General features: G+C 72.8%; 17 protein-coding genes. 4 read left to right on the forward strand and 13 right to left on the reverse strand.

Translation table 11 applies throughout. From position 1 onward, the window contains the following. Positions 1 to 106: 106 nt before the first annotated feature. The 7 genes from ACZ6O2_RS23385 to ACZ6O2_RS23415 form a co-directional block, all read right to left on the reverse strand. Positions 107 to 484 carry an SCP2 sterol-binding domain-containing protein gene (locus tag ACZ6O2_RS23385; RefSeq protein WP_350704605.1) on the reverse strand — a complete coding sequence of 126 codons (378 nt, stop codon included), beginning with the start codon at positions 482 to 484 and terminating at the stop codon, positions 107 to 109. A gap of 169 nt (positions 485 to 653) precedes the next feature. Continuing rightward, positions 654 to 2,231, reverse strand: a complete 1,578-nt coding sequence (locus tag ACZ6O2_RS23390) for a hypothetical protein (RefSeq protein ID WP_466024278.1) — start codon at positions 2,229 to 2,231, stop codon at positions 654 to 656. Next, the gene (locus tag ACZ6O2_RS23395) at positions 2,231 to 2,530 is read right to left on the reverse strand and encodes a YciI family protein (RefSeq protein WP_350704609.1); all 300 of its coding nucleotides are present in this window, start codon (positions 2,528 to 2,530) and stop codon (positions 2,231 to 2,233) included. The genes ACZ6O2_RS23390 and ACZ6O2_RS23395 overlap by 1 nt, the downstream gene beginning before the upstream one ends. Beyond that, positions 2,527 to 3,849 (reverse strand): hypothetical protein, encoded by a 1,323-nt coding sequence (locus ACZ6O2_RS23400; protein WP_466024279.1) that lies wholly within the window; start codon positions 3,847 to 3,849, stop codon positions 2,527 to 2,529. Before ACZ6O2_RS23400 ends, ACZ6O2_RS23395 begins: the two co-directional genes overlap by 4 nt. Positions 3,850 to 3,888: 39 nt before the next feature. Then, positions 3,889 to 4,650 (reverse strand): SDR family NAD(P)-dependent oxidoreductase, encoded by a 762-nt coding sequence (locus tag ACZ6O2_RS23405; protein ID WP_357702966.1) that lies wholly within the window; start codon positions 4,648 to 4,650, stop codon positions 3,889 to 3,891. Then, positions 4,647 to 5,627 (reverse strand): alpha-ketoacid dehydrogenase subunit beta, encoded by a 981-nt coding sequence (locus ACZ6O2_RS23410; RefSeq protein ID WP_350704614.1) that lies wholly within the window; start codon positions 5,625 to 5,627, stop codon positions 4,647 to 4,649. The genes ACZ6O2_RS23405 and ACZ6O2_RS23410 overlap by 4 nt, the downstream gene beginning before the upstream one ends. Next, a complete protein-coding gene (locus ACZ6O2_RS23415; protein WP_350704616.1) occupies positions 5,620 to 6,555 on the reverse strand; it encodes a thiamine pyrophosphate-dependent dehydrogenase E1 component subunit alpha in 936 nt (311 codons plus the stop codon). The genes ACZ6O2_RS23410 and ACZ6O2_RS23415 overlap by 8 nt, the downstream gene beginning before the upstream one ends. A gap of 130 nt (positions 6,556 to 6,685) precedes the next feature. Here ACZ6O2_RS23415 and ACZ6O2_RS23420 point away from each other — a divergent pair, with 130 nt between their 5' ends. After that, positions 6,686 to 7,816, forward strand: a complete 1,131-nt coding sequence (locus ACZ6O2_RS23420) for a mandelate racemase/muconate lactonizing enzyme family protein (RefSeq protein ID WP_350704618.1) — start codon at positions 6,686 to 6,688, stop codon at positions 7,814 to 7,816. 62 nt (positions 7,817 to 7,878) lie between these two features. Here ACZ6O2_RS23420 and ACZ6O2_RS23425 read toward each other — a convergent pair whose 3' ends face one another. From ACZ6O2_RS23425 to ACZ6O2_RS23450, 6 genes are all read right to left on the reverse strand, one after another. Next, complete coding sequence (locus ACZ6O2_RS23425) at positions 7,879 to 8,262, reverse strand: L-rhamnose mutarotase (RefSeq protein WP_350704619.1); 384 nt, start codon at positions 8,260 to 8,262, stop codon at positions 7,879 to 7,881. 8 nt (positions 8,263 to 8,270) lie between these two features. After that, complete coding sequence (locus ACZ6O2_RS23430; protein ID WP_350678952.1) at positions 8,271 to 9,104, reverse strand: carbohydrate ABC transporter permease; 834 nt, start codon at positions 9,102 to 9,104, stop codon at positions 8,271 to 8,273. Then, positions 9,101 to 10,060 (reverse strand): carbohydrate ABC transporter permease, encoded by a 960-nt coding sequence (locus ACZ6O2_RS23435; RefSeq protein ID WP_466024280.1) that lies wholly within the window; start codon positions 10,058 to 10,060, stop codon positions 9,101 to 9,103. The genes ACZ6O2_RS23430 and ACZ6O2_RS23435 overlap by 4 nt, the downstream gene beginning before the upstream one ends. A gap of 61 nt (positions 10,061 to 10,121) precedes the next feature. Beyond that, the gene (locus tag ACZ6O2_RS23440) at positions 10,122 to 11,417 is read right to left on the reverse strand and encodes an ABC transporter substrate-binding protein (RefSeq protein ID WP_350711949.1); all 1,296 of its coding nucleotides are present in this window, start codon (positions 11,415 to 11,417) and stop codon (positions 10,122 to 10,124) included. Between the two features lie 15 nt (positions 11,418 to 11,432). After that, complete coding sequence (locus ACZ6O2_RS23445; protein ID WP_466024281.1) at positions 11,433 to 12,434, reverse strand: Gfo/Idh/MocA family protein; 1,002 nt, start codon at positions 12,432 to 12,434, stop codon at positions 11,433 to 11,435. Further along, positions 12,431 to 13,663, reverse strand: a complete 1,233-nt coding sequence (locus tag ACZ6O2_RS23450; protein WP_466024282.1) for a M20 metallopeptidase family protein — start codon at positions 13,661 to 13,663, stop codon at positions 12,431 to 12,433. Before ACZ6O2_RS23450 ends, ACZ6O2_RS23445 begins: the two co-directional genes overlap by 4 nt. A 113-nt stretch (positions 13,664 to 13,776) precedes the next feature. Between ACZ6O2_RS23450 and ACZ6O2_RS23455 the strand changes: the two genes are divergently transcribed. From ACZ6O2_RS23455 to ACZ6O2_RS23465, 3 genes are all read left to right on the forward strand, one after another. After that, positions 13,777 to 14,652 (forward strand): amidohydrolase family protein, encoded by an 876-nt coding sequence (locus ACZ6O2_RS23455; RefSeq protein ID WP_466024283.1) that lies wholly within the window; start codon positions 13,777 to 13,779, stop codon positions 14,650 to 14,652. A gap of 150 nt (positions 14,653 to 14,802) precedes the next feature. After that, positions 14,803 to 15,339, forward strand: a complete 537-nt coding sequence (locus ACZ6O2_RS23460; RefSeq protein WP_350711953.1) for a hypothetical protein — start codon at positions 14,803 to 14,805, stop codon at positions 15,337 to 15,339. Further along, positions 15,339 to 18,239, forward strand: coding sequence for a M48 family metalloprotease (locus ACZ6O2_RS23465; RefSeq protein ID WP_466024284.1), 2,901 nt, complete (start codon positions 15,339 to 15,341; stop codon positions 18,237 to 18,239). The genes ACZ6O2_RS23460 and ACZ6O2_RS23465 overlap by 1 nt, the downstream gene beginning before the upstream one ends. Positions 18,240 to 18,246 lie beyond the last annotated feature (7 nt).

Raw genomic sequence — 18,246 nt, forward strand, 5'->3', positions numbered from 1 at the left:
TCGAACGAGAAGAGCCCGGTGGGAAAGGTCGGCGACGGGTGCAGGTCGCCACGTTCGTCGCTGACGACGAACGTGTTGCCGTCCAGGATGCTGACGCCTCGTTCGCTCATGAGCCCTGTCCTCCTGCACGGGCGAAGTCGCGCGGGTGGTGGGCGCCCTCGGGGCCGGGCAGCAGCCGCTCGAACGACGACAGGAGCGCCAGGTCGCCCTCGACGTTGATCTCGTTGCGCATCAGCGCCGCGTAGAGCTGCGCCCGACCCTGGACCAGCCGGTCGAAGAGCGTCTGGTGGCCCCGGATCACCAGGTCCGGCCGCTGGTCCTGGCGCGACACCTGGGTCGTGCCGTCGCACAACGTTACGAACCAGACATCTGCTCCCGTATCGCGTTCGACTTCCAGCCGGATCGTGCCCCGGGCCTTCATCGTGATCGGTGTGGCCGGGCGCCGGCCCAGCCGGCCGAGATAGTCGGCGGTCGGGTCCCCCATCAGAAACCTCCTTCCGACACCCCCGCGAGCAGCACTGTTCGTACAGCCTGGAACGCCCGGTGGTGAGCGGCCGTCACCCGAAGCGGGTGAAAGTCGCCGGCGGTGTACCCGCCGCGCAGCGGGGGCCGGTCGTCCGGCCGCACCGCTGCCTCCGGGGGGGTCTGGCAGGTCAGCCGGCGGAGTGGGCGTGACGGGCCGCGCGCTCGGCCAGCCACAGCCACCGACGCTGCACGTCGCCGCTGGTGGCGGCGACCATCGCCAGGGCGTCGCCGCGGACCGCGCCGAGGGCGTCCGCCGTCGCCGTGGGGTCGTCCAACACGGCCGCGCCGGCGCGGAACGCCTCGGCCTCGGCCGCGCCGCCGAACCGCGGTGCCACCTCCGCGCGCCAGAAGTCCGCCCAGGCCAGGTCCGGGTTCCAGGTGAAGCGCGCGTACGCCAGGTAGCTGATCTCGTTGGTCGGGTGGTACGCCGACGCCTCGGCGAAGATCGTCAGGCCGCGCATGCCCGCCCCGGCGGCCCGGGTCGCCATGTCGGCGTACAGGTCGGGCACCCAGGAGTGCCGCTGCCGGTTCCACTGGGAGCCGGCGTGGGTGCGCAGCACGTTGGTGGTGTGCGGAAGCCCGTGGACGTGGTCGGCGGTGAGCCGGTCCCGGTTGTCGTGCCAGAAGCCCCGGTTGACGCAGTACTGGTAGGCCACGTCGTCGGGCAGGTCGGCCAGCGGCTTCTGGGCCTCCAGGTCGAAGATGTTGTCCCAGTAGACCTCGACGAGGTGCCGCAGCGGCACCCCCGCCGGCCCGGTGCGGCGGGCGGTCTCGAGCAGGGTCGGGTAGACCGACCGCATGGCCTCGTACGACCAGGAGGTGCGCTCGCCGCCGGTGCGGGCCGCGCACCTGGCGCAGGCGCAGCTGCCGTAGTCGCCGGTCTCGAAGTTGACGCCGCCGACGGGGAGGGTGTCCAGCAGCCAGTCGACCGCCTCCCGGTGCCACGCCAGGTTGTCCGGCTGCGACGGGCAGGCGGCCATCATGTACTCGCTGGCCGGGAAGTGCAGGTCGCCGAAGTCGTCGATGTCGAACCCGACCTTCTTCGGCAGCTCGGCGGCCAGGTCGGGGCGCTGCCGCAGCCAGGTGGCGAGGTTGTAGCGGTGCCGGCCGTCGAAGTAGATGCCGCCGTAGGCGTTGACGCCGATCCCGGCGATGATCCGTACGCCTCGGGCGTTGGCGTACTCGCACAGCTCGCGGGCCGCCTCGACGCCGCCGTGGGCGTCGCGCAGCAGCCCGTACACCACGATGCCGCCGATCCGCTCCCGGCTGCAGAAGTCGACCAGCCGCCGGTAGTCGGCGCCGAACGCCTCGGCGGGCTTGGCGTACGGGTTCAGCGCGCCGATCTCCTGCTGGCCGAGCTGCCGGAGGTCCCAGTTGGTGGAGTGGTCCCAGGTCCACAGGTTGCGCAGCGGCAGCCGAGGCGCGCCCTCCCGGACGCCCACCGGCACGCCGGCCGGGGTGGCCAGGGCGAGCAGTTCCCGCGCGGCGTAGACCAGGCCGGCGAAGGGGTCGCCGCTGAGCCGGATCTCGCCCTGCTCGGGCACCTCGATCCGGTAGCCGCCCTCGGGCCGCGCCGGGTCGGCCTCGAAGCGGACCGGCACCCCCTCGGGTGTCTCTCCCCACGCCTCGCCCAGGAGCCGGGCCGCGTACGGCGCGGACGCGCTGCCCTGCACCCGGACTCCGGCGATCTGGCGGTACTGCGACATCATGACCTCCCGAGGGACTGCGGGGTGGCGGCGAGGTAGTCGACCACCTCGATGCCGGTCCACACCCGGTGCTGCCAGTACGGATCCTGTTCGACACGGTTGCGGGCGGCGGTGGCGTCGGCGGCCCGCAGGACGAGGACGGAAGCGCCGAGGTCGGCCCGGGCCCCGGCGAGCAGGGCGGTGCCGTCGGCGAGCAGGGCCTCGACGTGGGCGAGGTGGGCCTGCCGGTGCGGTTCCCGGCGGGTGGCGGCGTCCGCGGCGAAGGTGGCCGTGACCAGGAAGGTCGGTTCGAACCTCACGCCTCACCGCCGATGGCCTCGAGCAGCCGCCGCATCGCCACCCGGTAGACCGTCTGCGGCCGGCCCGCGCCGGTGCTGACGTGCACGCCGACCTCCTCGGCGAAGCCGGCGGCCCGCAGCGACTTGAGCAGTCGGCGCGCCGATCGTGCCTCCACCCCGTAGGCGTCGGCCAGGGCCCGCGCGGTCACCTGGTTCGGGTCCATCTGGTGCAGCGCGTCCAGCAACCGGCGGGTCGACAGCGGACCGAGGCGGAGCTGTTCGGAGATCCGCAGGACCTCGGGCGCGGTCTCGCGGAGCCGTTGCTTCACCGGGCTCTCCCGGCTGGAGTAGATCTGCCCGTCGGGGAAGACGACGTGGGTGTCGCCGCTGCCGCGGCCGAGTGCCAGCGCCTTGCGGGCGTTGTCCTCGGCGGCGGCGATGGTGGTGCCGGCACCGAAGCCGACCGTGTGCTCGACGTCGACGCCACGGAGGGTCAGCAGGGAGGCGTGGCCGGCCCGGTGCCGGGCGATGGCGCTCTCGACGGTGCCGCGGGTCGTCGTGATGAGCAGCGTCCGGTCGTCGATCGTGCCCAGCCTGCCCCGCATCCGCTCGGCGTGTTCGAGCAACGCCTCGCGCAGCCGCAGCCGCTCCCGTTCCATCTGGTACGGGTCCTGCTGGCGGCTGGCGGGCTCGGTCAGCTCGATCATCATCACCGCGATCTGGGTGGCGCGGGACTGTCGTACCTCCGCGGCGAGCCACGCCCGGCGCAGGGCGTCCCGCACGGAGGCGCGGGTGTGTTCCACCCGCCAGACCGGCACCCCGCTGTCGGCCAGGTCGCGGTGCACGGCGCCGAGGCAGGTCAGGCACGCCTCGACCGCGCCGGAGGCGTACCGCTCGCGGTGGAAGGCGGTGATCTCGTCGAGGCCGGAGAAGAGCAGGCCGGACGAGTCCGCGATGGGCAGGATCTCGGTCGGCGGGACCAGGTCGATGTCGTGGTACGTCTCGCGGACGATGTCGGCCTCGATGGTGTCCACGCTCACCGTGGGCAGCCGTCCGCCGCTCGCCAGCAGCATCCGCGACAGTGTCCGGTAGAGGTCGATGCCGGCGTGCGGCATGTAGTCGATCTCGGCGCGCAGGTCGCCGGCGGCGGCGGCGAACGCGTACGGGATGCGCCCGGTGAAGAGCAGCACCTGGCACAGCTCGTCGAGTTCGCGGGCGAGCTCGAGGGCCTGTTCCGGCCGGGTGTACGTGCGGGCCGTCAGGTCCGTGGCGCGGCCCTCGCCCGCGGCGACCTCCTGCACGAGCCGGATCGAGTCCTCCGGACCGATGATGCCGATCACCTTGCCACCTCCACGTCGTCGCCGTCTCGGGCGGGCTGTTCAGCGGGTGTGGACGGTGCCGACCACACCGTCGCTGACCGGCGACGCCAACAGGACCAGCGCGGACGCCACGTCCTCCGGACGGCCCAGGGCCGCCTCGATCTCCGCGACCCGGCCGGCGTCGGTCCCGTTGGTCCGCGCCTCGTCCAGCGACCGTCGCATCAGCGGCGTGTCGATGTCGCCGGGGCACAGCGTGTGCACGCGGATCCCCTGTGGACGGAGCTGTCGGTCCAATGTGAGCGCCAGGCCGTGCAGTCCACCCTTGCTCGCGCCGTAGGGTACCGAGCCGGAGCCGTTCTGCACGCCCGCCCTGGAGCCCACCAGCACGAGGACACCGGCGCCCGGGGTGAGGTGCCGCACCGCGTGCTTGGCGACGAGGAACGGCCCGGTCAGGTTGACCGCGATCACCTGCGCCCACAGCTCGGCGGTGACCTCCCGGACGTCGAGGCCCTGGCCGCGCATGACGCCCGCCACGTGCAGCACGGCGTCGATCCCGCCCCACTCGGCGGCGACGTCGTCGAGCGCGGCGGCGACCTCCGCCTCGACCGTCACGTCGACCCGGCGGGCGCTGGCGCTCGCCCCGGTGCGCCGGGCCGCGTCGGCTGCCCCGGCCGCGCCGTCGCCGTCGGCGTCCAGCACCGCGACCGCCGCGCCGGCCGCGGCGGCGGCGTGGACGGTGGCCAGGCCGATGCCGGAGGCGCCGCCGACGACGACCACCCGCCGGCCGGCCAGCAGGCCGGCCGGCGGAGTGTCAGCGGTCATCGGGCGACCGTGCGACGCACGGCATCCACCACGTCGGCCGCCTCGGGGATCACGGCGGCCTGCAGGGCCGGGGCGGCCGGCATCGGCACGTCCGGGGTGGCCACCCGGGCGACCGGGGCGCGCAGGTCGGCGAAGCACTCCGCGGCGGCCCGGGCGGCGATCTCGGCGCCGAACCCGCCGGTCAGGTTCGCCTCGTGGGCGACGACCAGCCGACCCGTGCGGGCCACCGAGGCGGCGACGGTGTCGAAGTCCAACGGGTTGAGCCAGCGCAGGTCGATCACCTCGGCCTCGATGCCCTCCTCGCTGAGCTGGCCCGCGGCGTCCAGGGACGCCGAGACCATCCGGGACCACGCGACGACGGTGACGTCGGTGCCCGGGCGGACCACGCGGGCGCCGCCGACCGGTTCGACCGGGGCGTCGGTGCGGACGGGGCCGCGGGTCGGGTAGAGCATGCGCGCCTCGGCGACCACCACCGGGTCGTCGCTGACGACCGCGGTGCGCAGCATCTGGTACGCGTCGTCGGGCGTGGCCGGCAGGGCCACCCGCAACCCGGGGGTGTGCGCGAAGTACGCCTCGGGTGAGTGCGAGTGCTGGGCGCAGGCGCCGGGCGAGTAGCCCTGCTGCATCCGGATCACCAGCGGCGCCTTCCACCGCCCGTTGCTGGAGTAGTGGATGGTGGAGATCTGGTTGACGAACTGGTCCATGGCCACGAACGAGAAGTCGGCGTACATGATCTCGGCGATCGGCCGGAGGCCGGTCATCGCCGCCCCCAGGGCCATGCCGAGGAACCCGGTCTCGGAGATCGGGGTGTCGAAGATCCGCGCGGAGCCGAACCGCTTGTGCAGCCCCTTCGTGGCGCCGAACGGCCCGCCGGGCAGGGCGACGTCCTCGCCGAAGTAGACGGTGTCCTCCCGGCTGTCCAGCGCCCAGGTGAGCGCGGCGTTGACGGCCTGGATGTAGCGCAGGGACTCAGACATGGACGTGCTCCTTGACGGTCGCCGGGTCCGGGAACGGCACGGCACGGGCGGCGGTGACGGCGGCCTCCACCTCGGTGGCGACCTCGGCGTCGATCGCGTCGAGCCGGGCGGTGAGCGCGGCGTCGGCGGCCTGCCGGATCCGGGCCAGCGGCTCGCGTTCCCGGGCGGCGGCGACCTCGCCCGCCGGCCGGTAGTGCTGCACGTCGCCGCTGTAGTGGCCGACCAGCCGTTCGGTCATGGCCTCGACGATGGACGGTCCGGACCCCTCGCGGGCCCGGGTCACCGCCTCGGTGACCGCCTCGGCGACGGCGTCGGGGTCGTTGCCGTCCACCACCCGGCCGGGGATGCCGTAGCCGGCGGCCCGCTCGGCGAGCTGGCGGACGCGCACCATGTCCTCGATGCGGGACATCTCGGAGTAGACGTTGTTCTCCACCACCAGCACCAGCGGCAGGTCGAGCACCGCGGCGAGGTTGAGTGCCTCGTGGACGTTGCCCTGGTTCATCGCGCCGTCGCCGATGCTGACCACGGACACCGCGCCGCTGCCGGTGCGCTGGGCGGTGAGGGCCGCGCCGGCGGCGACGGGCACGCCCGCGCCGACGATGGAGTTCTCGCCGAGGAACCACCGGCCCGGGTCGGACAGGTACGGCGAGGCGGCCCGGCCGCCGCAGAGGGCGGAGTCGCGGCCCATCATCTCGGCGAAGAGGCCCACCATGTCCACGCCCCGGGCGATCGCCCAGCCGTGGCCGCGGTACGTGGCGGTCACGTGGTCGCCGTCGCGCAGCGGCCGGCAGGCGCCGACCGGGATCGCCTCCTGGCCGTTGCACAGGTGGATCGAGCCCGGGATCTCGCCGTCGTCCTTGAGGGCGGCCAGCCGCTCCTCGAACCGGCGGATCCGGGCCATGAGCCGATAGTCGTCCGGCAGACCCATCACACCCCCAGTGGTAGTTAGAGCCTTATTCCGGCTCGTTCGTTTTGAAGCCTAGACCAGCGCCGTAAGCCTATGGAAGAGTGCAAGAGCAAGTTTCTGGCCGTTATTGGTCTCTTATTTGGAGGCAGGTATGGAGATCACCGCCGTCGAGTCGGTGGTGCTGGGCGACGCGCACTTCGTCCAGGTGCACACGTCGGACGGGCTGGTCGGCGTCGGCCAGTCCGCCTGCTGGGGCTACCCCACCGCGGTGCACGCCGTCGTGGAGGCGTTCCGCCCGCACCTGCTCGGCGCCGACCCCACCCGGATCGAGCACCACTGGCACCACCTCTACCGGATGGGACCGTTCCGGGGCTCGGTGCTCTCCGCCGCCGTCTCCGCCGTCGACCTGGCCCTGTGGGACCTGCTCGGCAAGCGCCTCGGGGTCCCGGTCTGGCAGCTGCTCGGCGGCCGGGTGCGCGACCGGATCCGGCTGCACCTGCTGCTGCCCGGCACGGGGGCGGAGGCGCTGGCCGCGCAGGCCGCGGCAGCCGTGGCCGACGGCTTCACGGCGGTCAAGTTCGACCCGCTGCCGGCCGACTACGCCGACCTGTCGCTGGCCCGGCTGGTCACCGCCACCGAGGCCACCACCGCCGCGGTCCGCGACACCGTCGGCACCGACGTGGACCTGCTCATCGAGCTGCACCGCAAGCTCACGCCCCTGCAGGCCGAGGCGGTCGTGCCCGCGTTGGCCAGACACCTGCCGCTGCTGGTGGAGGACCCCATCCAGATCGACAGCGTCAGCAGCCAGGCCGACGTCGCCCGCCGCGTGGCGGGGGTGCCGATGGCCAACGGCGAACGCCTCCACAGCATCTGGGAGTTCAAGGAGTTGCTCGCCCAGGGCGGCGCCCAGTACGTCCGCCCCGACCTGGGCCTGGCCGGCGGGATCAGCCACGCCCGCAAGATCGCCGCACTGGCCGAGGCCCACCACGCCGCCGTGGTGAGCCACAACTGTCTCGGTCCACTGCTGACCATGGCCTCGGTGCAGTTGGACGCGGCCATCCCGAACTTCGTCGTGCAGGAGTACTCGCCCCTGGACGACCAGCTCGCCGACGGGCCCGCGCGTGCCTGCGTACGGCGGCAGGGCGGTTTCCTGCCGGTGCCGCAGGAACCGGGACTCGGCGTGACGCTGGACCTCACCGGCGCCACGCCGCTCGACCTGACCGGTCGCCCGTTGACCCGGATCCCGCTGCGCGCCGACGGCTCGGTCGCCTACGCGGTCTGAGTGCTCACCCCCGTGGCCCGGCGGGACGGTCCGCCGGGCCACGGGGGTGCGCGACGCCGCGCTCAGCATCCCGCGGGACGGCCCGCGTGGTGGAAGACCGGGTACGCCCACAGCGGTTCGCCGTCGGCGTCGGCGATCTCGGCGAACAGGTGCGCCAGGGACCGGCTCCAGCGGGCCTGCACGGCGGACGCGCCGGTGACCCGCCGGGCGTGCGGGTGACCGTGCCGGGTCCGCAGCACGCAGATCAGCAGCAGCCCGTGCCGGTAGATGTGGTAGTCGTAGATGCCGGCGTCGTCGAGCAACGCCGACATCTCCGGCCAGATCTCGGCGTGCCGCCGCTCGTACTCCCGCTCCGCCCCGGGGCGCAGCCGGTACAGGTGGCACAGCTGGACCCCGGGCCCGGCCTCCCCCGGCCCGGCCGCCCCGTCCGCACCGGAAACCTCCACCGGCGGGCTCACTTGCCGGAGCCGGCCAGCGCGCCGGCCACCAGCTGCCGCTGGAAGACCAGATAGATGATCAGCACCGGCAGCAGCGCGACGATCAGACCGGCGCTGACCAGCGGCACCGACACGTCGTACTGGCCGCTGAGCAGGGAGACACCGACCATCAACGTCTTGCTGTCCGAGCCGCCCATGATGACCAGGGGCAGCAGCAGGTCGTTCCACATCCAGACGAAGTTGAAGATGGCCAGCGCGGCCAGCGCCGGGGTCGCGATCGGCGCCAACAGGCGGAACAGGATGGTGAAGTGGCCGGCGCCGTCCACCCTGGCCGCCTCGATCAGCTCGTCGGGCACCTGCTGGAAGTAACCGGCCAGCTGGTACGTGCCCAACGGCAGGCCGAACGCCGCGTACGCCAGGATCAGGCCCTGGTACTGCCCGGACATGCCCAGGTCCAGCACGGTCTGGTACAGCGGATAGATGATCGCCTGGCTGGGGATGGTCAACGTGACGATGATCAGCAGGAAGACCAGCTTGCCGCCCCGGAAGCGCAGCTTGGTCACCGCGTACGCGACCAGCAGCGCGGCCAGCACCGACAGCACCAGCCCACCGGCGGTGGTGATCAGCGAGTTCAGCAGCAGCCGCGGCATGTCCATCCGGCGGAACGCCTCGAGGTAGTTCTCCAGGGTCACGCCGGCCGGCAGGCCCAGCGGGTCCCGCGCGAAGCCCGTCTGCGTCTTCAGCGAGCTGACGATGGTGAACAGCAACGGGTAGACCGCCGCGACCGCGACGACCACCAGCGCGAAGGTCAACAGGTAACGCCCCAGCCGGGCGGTGGCACGCCGGTTCATCGCGACTTCCGGGTCCCCTCTGTGAACATGTGCCGCACGCTGAGGATCGACAGCAGGGCGACGAAGACGAACAGGGCGATGCCGATGGCGGAGCCGTACCCCCGGTCCAGGAACTGGAAGGTGGTGAGGAAGACCAGGTACTCGGGGAGCATGGTGGCGTCCCCCGGCCCGCCCTGGGTCAGCGCGTAGATCAGCGGGAACAACCAGATCAGCACGCCGGAGGCGCACAGCACGCTCCAGTAGGCGACGGTGGGCCGGAGCATCGGCACGACCACCGAGAACAGCCGCCGCCAGAAGTTCGCCCCGTCGAGGTAGGCGGCCTCGAGGACCTCGTCGGGGATGGTGGCCAGGCCGGCGAGGTACGTCATCACGCCCAGGCCGAACAGGCTCCACAGGGCCACCGCGACGAGCGAGAACAGGGCGCTGTAGCGGCCGTTGAGCCACTCGAGGGCCAGGGGGTCCAGCCCGACCGAGCGCAGGAAGGCGTTGAGCGGCCCGTCCGGGGCGAGGATCTGCCGGAACATGATGCCGACGACGATCGGCGCGATGGTGTACGGGATGAAGTACACGGCGCGGAAGAACTTCCAGCCCGGGGCGCGCTGGTGGATGACCACCGCCAGGACCAGGGGCAGCACGACCCAGATCGGCAGCGTCGCCACCACGAGCAGCGCGTTGCGGAAACTGGAGCGCACCACCGGGTCGTCGAGCATCCGGGTGTAGTTGTCGGCGCCGGCGAAGGAACTGCCACCGAAACCGCTCGACGATTCGAGGCTGGTGACCACGCCCCGGCCGAGGGGCACGAACTTGAACGCGACGGCCAGGGCCAGCGCCGGCAGCACCAGGGCGGCACCCAGCCACCACTCCCGGAGCCGCGCGGCGCGGGCCGGACGGCGTGCGGGCTCGGGCGGGCGGTCCGCGACCACCGGCTCCGACACCGGCGCGGTGGAGATGGTCATCGGGGGTTCCTCTTTCCGGGCGGGCCGGGCGGGGCGGCCGGAGCCGCCCCGCCCGGGGCGACTACTTGTTCTGCTTCTTCGTCGGGCTGCGCTCCAGGGCCTGCTGCATCTGCTCGGCCCACTTGTCGACGGTGAGCTGGCCGAGGGTGACCTGCTGCCAGCCGCGGGCCAGCGCGTCGGCCTCCGGGCCGGAGAGCATCACCCCGGCGTGCAGGGTCGGCTCCGCCACCAGTTCCTGGATCTTCTGGAAGGCCGGCGAGGAGGGCAGCAGGGCCTTGTCGACGTTCTTGTTCAGCGGCTGGCCCTTGGCGTGCTTGACCCACAGCTCGCCGTTCTCCTTGCCGGCGAGCCAGGTGATGAACGCCAGGCCGGCGTCCTTCTTCTTGCTCCACTGGGTCACCCCGTAGACGGCGCCCTCGATGCCGGAGAACTTCTGCGCCAGCGGCGCCGTCGGGTTGGCCGCCGGCCAGCGGGTCACGCCGAGCTTGTCGTCGCCGAGGGCCTTGCCGAACGCCTCCCAGTTCACCGCGTCCGAGATGATCGTCCCGGCGAAGGCGGCGCCGCCGCGCTGGAAGATGTCCGCCCCGTCGGGGAGCATCGTGATCGACGGCGCGTTCTTGTTCGCCCAGCCCTTGGTGGTGATCTCGGCCAGCTTCTCCAGCACCGAGACCAGCTTCGGGTCCTTCCAGGACAGGCTGCCCGCGAGCAACCCGCGGATGTCGTCCTCGCTCAGGTAGCTGCGGGCGATCTCCGGGAAGTCCCAGTAGGCGGGGAACGTGCCGGACAGGCCCAGGGCGAGGCAGGTCTTCCCCGTCTTGGCGACCGCGTCGCAGGCCGCGCCGAACTCGTCCCAGGTCGCCGGGGGCCGCTCCGGGTCCAGCCCGGCGGCCTTCAGCACGTCCTTGTTGTAGTAGAGGACGTTGCCCTGGTACGAGAAGGGCACGCCGTAGCAGGGCTTGCTGGTGTCGAAGCCCTCGCAGGCTCCGCTGTAGGTGACGAGGTCCTTGTTGATCTCGGCGGCCTTGTCGCCCAGCGGCACGTACGCACCGCGCCGGTCGAACAGCTCCAGGCCGGCGTTGTTGGCCATCACGTCCGGCCCCGACTGCGAGGTGATGTACGGGCCCTGCACCTCGGGGTACTTGTCGAACGGCACCGACTGCATCTCGAGCTTGATGTCCGGGTGGCTGGCCTCGAAGCTGGTCTTGACCTGCTTCCAGTACTCGGTGCCACCCGGCTCCCAGGTCAGCACCTTCAGGGTGACCGGGCCGCCCGCGGCGTCGTCGCCACCGCAGCCGGTCAGCAGCGCGGCGGCGGCCACGCCCGCGGCGACGAGACCGGCCAATCTACGTCGATTCATCGGCAGAAGCTCCTGTCAGCGAGGGGGATGAGGGATGCGGCGGACGGCGCCGTCGGCGGCGGCGCTGTCGACCACGGCGGCGGCGATCTGGACCACGTGCAGTCCGTCGGCCAGGGGAACGACCGGGGAGACATCGCTGCCGTCGGCCTGGCGGAGGAAGTGCCGGAGCTCGGCGGCGAGCGCGCCGCCGCCGTCGACCGGGGAGAGCAGCCAGTCCGGCGCCTCGGCCTGCTCGGCCTGCACCAGCACCGTGGGATGTCCGAGGTCGACGTGACCGACCCCGTCGGTGCCGTACACCTCGACCAGGTCGGAGGTGTGGTTGGGGGTGTGTTCGGGCAGGAGGTAGCTGTTGCGGATCGACGACACGACGTCGTTGGCGTGTCGGAGCTCCGCCCAGACCAGGACCGGCGTCGCCGATCCCGGTAGGGTCCGGGCCGCCGCGCGCACCTCGACCACCGGCGCTGCCGCGTACCAGAGCGCCAGGTCGATGTCGTGCACCGCGGTCAGCAGTGCGGGATGGTCGTTCGGGAAGAGCCGGGTCAGGGAGCGGGGACGGTCCCGGCGCGAGGAGACGGCCAGCACCCGGCCCAGGCGGCCCTCGCGGACCGCGTCGTGCAGCGCCCGGTGGGCGGGGCTGTGCCGCAGGATGTGCCCCGGCTGGCAGAGCACCCCGTGCGCCTCGGCGGCCTCGACGATCGCCGTGGCGTCGGCGACCGTCGCGGCCAGCGGCTTCTCGACCAGCACGGGAATCCCGGCGGCGATCAGTGCGACCGCGACGGCGCGGTGCGCCGGCCCGGGCACGCACACGGAGGCGACATCCGGCGCCGCCTGCGCGAGCAGGGCCGCGACGGAATCGAACGTACGCGGGATGCCGTGCTGGGCGGCGACCCGCTCCCGGGTGGCGGTGTCCGGGTCGACCAGCGCGTCCACCCGGACACCGAGCGACCGGTACGCGGCGACGTGCCGGGCGCCGAACGCGCCCGCCCCGACCACGGCCACCCGCGGCCCGGCGCTCACCGGGCCACCGCCTCGGCCGGCGTCGCCGTGGTGCCCGCGCCGGCGGCCGGGGCCGGTGCCTCCTCCGCGAGCCGACCGTCGAGGACCGCCCGGGTGAGGCGCTCCAGGGCGTCGACCCCCGTCGCGAGGCACCGCTCGTCGACGTCGAACGCGCCGGAGTGCAGCGGCGCGCCGCCGCGTTCGCCGGTGACCCCGAGCTTGACGTACAGGCTCGGGCCGAGCGCGCCCAGCAGGGCGAAGTCGTCGGTGGTCAGGGGCGGTACCGGCAGGTCGACGACGTCGACGTGCCCCGACAGCTCGGCGTGCGCGAGAGCCACCACCTCCGGGGCGTTGCGCACCGGCGGCATCTCGTTGGCCCAGGTGAACCGTACGCCGAGGTCGAGCGCGGCGGCCTGCTGGCGGGCGACGCGTTCGATGACCTCCTTCAGCCGCTCCCGTACGGCGGGGTCGTGGGTACGCAGCGTCCCGGTGGCCTCGGCGCGCTCGGCGACCTGACTCTGGCTCGCTCCCCCGGCGATCGTGCCGATGTTGAAGGCGACCAGTTCGTCGGGGTTGCGGGACCGGGAGACGGCGGCGTGCAACGTGGACACCATGGCGGTCAGGCCGAGGATGGCGTCCCGGCCCAGCGCCGGGGTGGCGGCGTGCGCGGCCCGCCCGAGCACCTCGACGCGGAACGCGTCCTTGGCCGCCATCGCGGTCGCCCGGTCGATCCCCACCGCTCCCGCGGGCAGGTCGGGCCAGCAGTGCAGCCCGAGCACGGCGTCGAACCGGCGGTCGCGGAACGCCTCGTCGGCCAGGACCGCGGCGGCTCCCGAGTCGGCGCCGAACGGGATCTCCTCGGCCGGCTGGAACAGCACGGTCACCGCGCCCCGGGCGGGTGGGTCCGCGGCGAGCCGGGCGGCGACCCCGTAGGCGACGGTCATGTGCACGTCGTGCCCGCAGGCGTGGCACACGCCCGGATTGCGGGACGCGTACGGCTCCTGCTTGCTGTCCTGCACGGGATAGGCGTCCATATCGGCCCGAAGAAGGACCGTCGGCCCCGGGGCACCACCGTCGATCTCCAGGACCACGCCGGTGTCGGCAATTCCGGTGCGAATCCGGCCGAGTGGCCCGAGCAGGCGCTCCAGGGTAGCTGCGGTCTGCCGCTCCGTGAACCGCAGCTCGGGGTGCCGGTGAAGCTGACGCCGCAGCCGTACCAGCTCATCAACCTCGTCGCCTGGCAGCGTCACCCGGCTCACTCCTCGCTCGCGCCAACGTAATCCGGACCTAATTGAGACAAGAACCTAAGTCAGGGGTGTCTCCGCGTCAATGGCCAGGCGAAATTTGAGTTAGGGTCCGAACCATGCAACGCGCCGACGCCCACCTGCACCTGTTCGCCGCCGGCTACCCCGGCCGCTACGGCCGCTCCCCCGCCGGCGGCAACGAACTGGCCGCCTACCAAGGCCTACGCCGCGAACACGGCATCGTCCGGTCGCTGGTGATCGGCTACGAAGGCGAGGCCGGCTTCGCCGGGAACAACCGCCATCTGGCCTCCCTCGCCGCCGCGCACGACTGGATCGCCCCGGTCGCCTACGTCCCACCAGATGGACCAACCGACGGAGACTCGCTCGACCGCTGGTGGTCGGCGGGCTTCGTGGGCATCGCCGCCTACCTGGCCGACCCGGCCTCGGCGGACCGCTTCGGCGGCTGGCTGGCAGGCAGCGCGGCGGCGCTGAACAGCACCGCCGCGCTGCTCAGCCTGAACGCCACACCCGCCGCGACCGACCGGCTCGGCCCGGCCCTCGCCGCCCTGGACGGGTGCACGATCCTGTTCAGCCACCTCGGGCTGCCCGGCACGCAGCCCGTGGTGCCCACCGGCGACGAGGCGCGGGAGATCCTCACGCCCCTCACCCACCTGGCGCGGCTACCCCACGTCGGAGTCAAGATCTCCGGGCTGTACGCCGTCAGCGAGCCCTCCCACGGCTACCCGCACGAGGCAGCACGACCGTTCGTCGAGCTGCTCCTGACGCACTTCGGCACCCGGCGCCTGTACTGGGGTTCGGACTTCCCGCCCAGCCTCGACCACGTGTCGTTCGCACAGACCCTGCACCCGGTCGGCCTCGACGAAATCTCCGTCGCCGAACGGGACGACGTCCTCGGCGCCAACCTCCTGCGTGCCCTGGACCAACGCGCCGCCGCGGTGCCCACCGGCCGCCCCGCCGCCGATCGGCAGACGTAGAACCAGAACGGTCCGCACATCCGCATCATCATTCCGCCAGGAGCTCCCACCCGCTCCCGGGACCTGCCGGCGAGTGGCACTGTGCAGATATACATGCACATGTGCCCATGTTTGTTGGCGCCCGACTTCGGGGCGGTGCGGGGAGGTGCGGTGACCACGACTGAGGAGCAGGGCGCGGCCGGCGGGGTCACGGTGCGCGAGGTGGTCCGGGACGTGGTGGCTTCGGTCGCCCAGGAGGAGTTGCCTCTGGTGGACGGGCTGTTCGCGTTCGACGACGCCACGGTGGTGCGGCGCCTGGGCGCCCGGGGCGGGCGGCGTGAGCCGTTGGGATTCGGGTGGGGCGAGGTCGTGGCGTTGGCGACCCCGGTGGTGTGGCTGGTCGTGCAGCAGCTCGCCGACCGGGCTGCCGCGTCGGCCGTGGATGGCGCGGCCAAGGGGACGAGAGCCATGCTGCGCAAGGTCTTCCGCCGGCGGGCCGCGCCCGTGGAGGTCCCCGCGTTGACCCGCGAGCAACTCGGCGAGGTACGGCAGCGGGTGTTGGAGGTCGCCGTGCAGCGGGGCCTGGACGACGAGCGGGCCACGGCGATCGCCGACGCGCTGGTGACCCGGCTGGCGCTGACCGCGCCGGTGACACCCGTGCCGGAGCCCGTGAGCCCGGACAGGCCCGGGCCCGGGGACAGGGCGTGATGGTCGCCGAGCCTGCCCGGTCGCGGGTCGACGAGCGGGCGATGGGTGCCGGTACGACCGTGCGGTTCGTGCTGCTGGCGGTCTTGCTGCTGGTCAGCAGCGCGACCATGACGGCCAACGTCACCGCGTGGCTCTCCGACACCGACGGCGTGGAGGGCTTCGCCTGTCTGCTCGCCACCGGGATGGATCCCAACGATGCCTACAGCGCGGCCGGCGAGGCCAGCTTCATGGCCAACGTGGATGCCTACGAGGCGTGCATCGCCCGCCATGAGCGACCGCTGCCGTGGTGGATCCGCCTGGCGTGGCCGGCTCTGCTGGTGGTGTCGGCCAGCGTGCTGTTCTGGTGCCTGCATCTCTGGAAGGCGCGGCGTGGCCGGGTCGTCCCGCTGACGGCGATCGACCGTCACGGCGAGGTCCTGCGCACCGTGGAGAGTCTGGCGGCGTCGGCTGGTCTGGCCCGTACGCCGAATGTCGTCGTGGATCCGGCAGCGGCCTCGGCCGGGGCGGTGGTGTTCGGCCGCAACCGCCGGCCGACGGTGCGCCTGCACGGTGGGCTGCTCGCCCGCAGGGCCACCGATCCGGAGGCGTTCCGGGCGGTGCTGCTGCACGAGTTCGCCCACATCCGCAACGGCGACGTCACCCTCGCCTACGCCACCGTCGCGGTGTGGCGGGTGTTCCTGGCAGTGGTGCTCCTCCCCTACGTCGTGTGGTGGATCATCGCGTTCCCGGGTGGGCCATGGTCGCCGGAGTGGCCCGGTGCGGTGCCGTTGGCGACACGTAGCCTCGTGCTGGCGGCCTTCCTGGTGGCGCTGATCTATCTCGCGCGGTCGGACGTGTTGCGCAGCCGGGAGATCTACGCCGATCTGGCCGCGGCGCGGTGGGGTGCCGACCCCCGCCCCTGGGCGGTGGCGACCCCGGGCCCGCCCGAGGGGAGACTGAGGCGGCTGGGCGCCTCGTTCGTCGAGCTGTGGCGCACCCATCCGCGATGGGATCTGCGCCGGGAGGCGCTGGACGATCCGGCGGTGCTGTTCGGTCTGCGGTCGCTGCCGATGTTCCTGACCGGGGCCGCCGCGACTCTGATCAACTCCCAGGTGCGGTTGTACCTGAGCATGTCCGATCTGACCCGCCCGTGGCTCGGCCAGGTGACGGCTGTCGCCGCGGCGGGGCTGGTCACCGGGCTGGTGGGGGTCGCCCTGTGGCGGGCCGTGGCCCATGCCGTGCTCACCGGACGGCGTGTGCCCTCCGGCCTGCGGGCAGGGCTGTGGCTGGGAACGGGGATGATGGCCGGCGAGCTGGTGCTGAACGACATCGTGCTCACCGAGTGGCTGCCCCAACGCCCCACGATCCTGGTGCTGGTGGTCTTCGCCGGGGCGGCGTTCACCTGGTGGGTCGCGCAGTGCGCCCACCTGTGGCTCAGGGCATGGCCGGGCCGGACGATCCGACCGGTGATGCTGGCGGGGTTGGCATCCGCGTGCCTTGTGTTGTCGGCATGGTTCACGTGGTGGCGCGAGTGGGGCTCTCAGTACCTGAACGGGCCGCCGTTCGACACGCGTGCGCTGCTGGCGCGTGACTACCCCGGCGAGGTGGCCGACCATCCTGCCGCGGCCAGCGTGATCGGCATCGTCCACCCGCTGTTGCACAGCCTGGACCAGCCCCTCGTCCTACCGATGGTCGCGGCCCTGTGGGCCGTGCCGCTGCTGGCCTGGACGAGCCGACGGGCTACGGCCACGCTCCGCTGGGTGCCCGGCGCGCTGCGGGAGCCGGCCGCGGCGGAACCACCTGTGGAGCTGCCGCCGCTGCGAGGGATGCTCGGAGTCGCGGCGCTGGGCGGGGTGTCGGGCTGGGTGGCCGTCGCGGGCGCGGCGGCGTACATGCATTCCTGGCAACCACCGCGTGGGCAGCGGGGCGGCCTGTACCTCTGGATCTACGAGGGGTGGGTGTTGGTGGCCCTGGTGACGGCGGCCACGGCAGCCGCCGTCGCCGCGAGCGTGGTCGCGAGTCGCCACCGGCTGCTCATCGCGATCATCACCGCCGAGCTCGCGGCGTTGATCGGCCTCGGCGGGTGGTTCGTCCTCCTGTCCGTCGACGGGTGCGTTCCGCTGCTGAACACCCTGGCGTCGTCCTGCCAGTGGCGTCCGGCCGCGGCCTGGCCGCTGGTCCAGCTTCTCGCGGGCCAGGTTCTCGTGGTCGCCGCGGTCACGGCCGTCATCGCGGCCGCAACCGTTTCCGCGATCCGCCGGGTGTGGACGTCTGGAGGGCACCACGCCGCCGAAGCGCGTCCGGCGAGGGAAGGACGGGGCGGGCTGGTCGCCCGACGGCTGTGCGTCGGTGTGTTGTGCGCCGCCGCGGTGGGGGTCACCGTGCTGGAGGAAGCGAGCCTGCTGGACATGGAGCGCTCCTCGAAACGTGCGGCCGCGGCCAACGTGCAGCTCATGGTGCCCGTTGGTGAGCCGCCGGCGGTGTCCGCCGAGACAAGAGCCATGCAGGTGCTCGCGTGGAAGAACCTCGGCGCAGGGGACCTGGTGAGGCGCTACGCCGATGCCCTCGAACGCCTCGGTACGGCGCAGATCCAGGCCGCGGACGCCGCAGACGCCGCGAACAGCGCACGCGCCGAGATCGATCCCGCCACGTTCCGGCCGATCTGTGCCGACATCGGTCAGGTCGCGCGGGACGCCGACCGCTACTTCCGGGTGCCCGACCCTCAGGGCCAGGTGCTCTGGCGCAGGTTCATCGAACAAGCGGCAAAGGGCAGTCAGGAGTGCCAACAATCGCTGGACCAGGGGGATGCCGCCCTCTTCACGGCATCGAACGACAGCATCGCCAAGGCCAGCGACGCCCTCACGTCGCTGCTCGACCGGACCGACGCGGTGCTGCGAGACGGCGGCCTGAAGGGCCCGTGACAGCGCC

The sequence above is a fragment of the Micromonospora sp. NPDC048040 genome (genome assembly GCF_055587185.1).

What these genes read in the sequence shown, in the direction of transcription:
- ACZ6O2_RS23385 (WP_350704605.1), bottom strand. Translation starts at nt 484, where the DNA reads ATGGGGGACCCGACCGCCGACTATCTCGGCCGGCTGGGCCGGCGCCCG.
- ACZ6O2_RS23390 (WP_466024278.1), bottom strand. Translation starts at nt 2,231, where the DNA reads ATGTCGCAGTACCGCCAGATCGCCGGAGTCCGGGTGCAGGGCAGCGCG.
- ACZ6O2_RS23405 (WP_357702966.1), bottom strand. Translation starts at nt 4,650, where the DNA reads ATGACCGCTGACACTCCGCCGGCCGGCCTGCTGGCCGGCCGGCGGGTG.
- ACZ6O2_RS23410 (WP_350704614.1), bottom strand. Translation starts at nt 5,627, where the DNA reads ATGTCTGAGTCCCTGCGCTACATCCAGGCCGTCAACGCCGCGCTCACC.
- ACZ6O2_RS23415 (WP_350704616.1), bottom strand. Translation starts at nt 6,555, where the DNA reads ATGGGTCTGCCGGACGACTATCGGCTCATGGCCCGGATCCGCCGGTTC.
- ACZ6O2_RS23420 (WP_350704618.1), top strand. Translation starts at nt 6,686, where the DNA reads ATGGAGATCACCGCCGTCGAGTCGGTGGTGCTGGGCGACGCGCACTTC.
- ACZ6O2_RS23430 (WP_350678952.1), bottom strand. Translation starts at nt 9,104, where the DNA reads ATGAACCGGCGTGCCACCGCCCGGCTGGGGCGTTACCTGTTGACCTTC.
- ACZ6O2_RS23435 (WP_466024280.1), bottom strand. Translation starts at nt 10,060, where the DNA reads ATGACCATCTCCACCGCGCCGGTGTCGGAGCCGGTGGTCGCGGACCGC.
- ACZ6O2_RS23440 (WP_350711949.1), bottom strand. Translation starts at nt 11,417, where the DNA reads ATGAATCGACGTAGATTGGCCGGTCTCGTCGCCGCGGGCGTGGCCGCC.
- ACZ6O2_RS23455 (WP_466024283.1), top strand. Translation starts at nt 13,777, where the DNA reads ATGCAACGCGCCGACGCCCACCTGCACCTGTTCGCCGCCGGCTACCCC.
- ACZ6O2_RS23465 (WP_466024284.1), top strand. Translation starts at nt 15,339, where the DNA reads ATGGTCGCCGAGCCTGCCCGGTCGCGGGTCGACGAGCGGGCGATGGGT.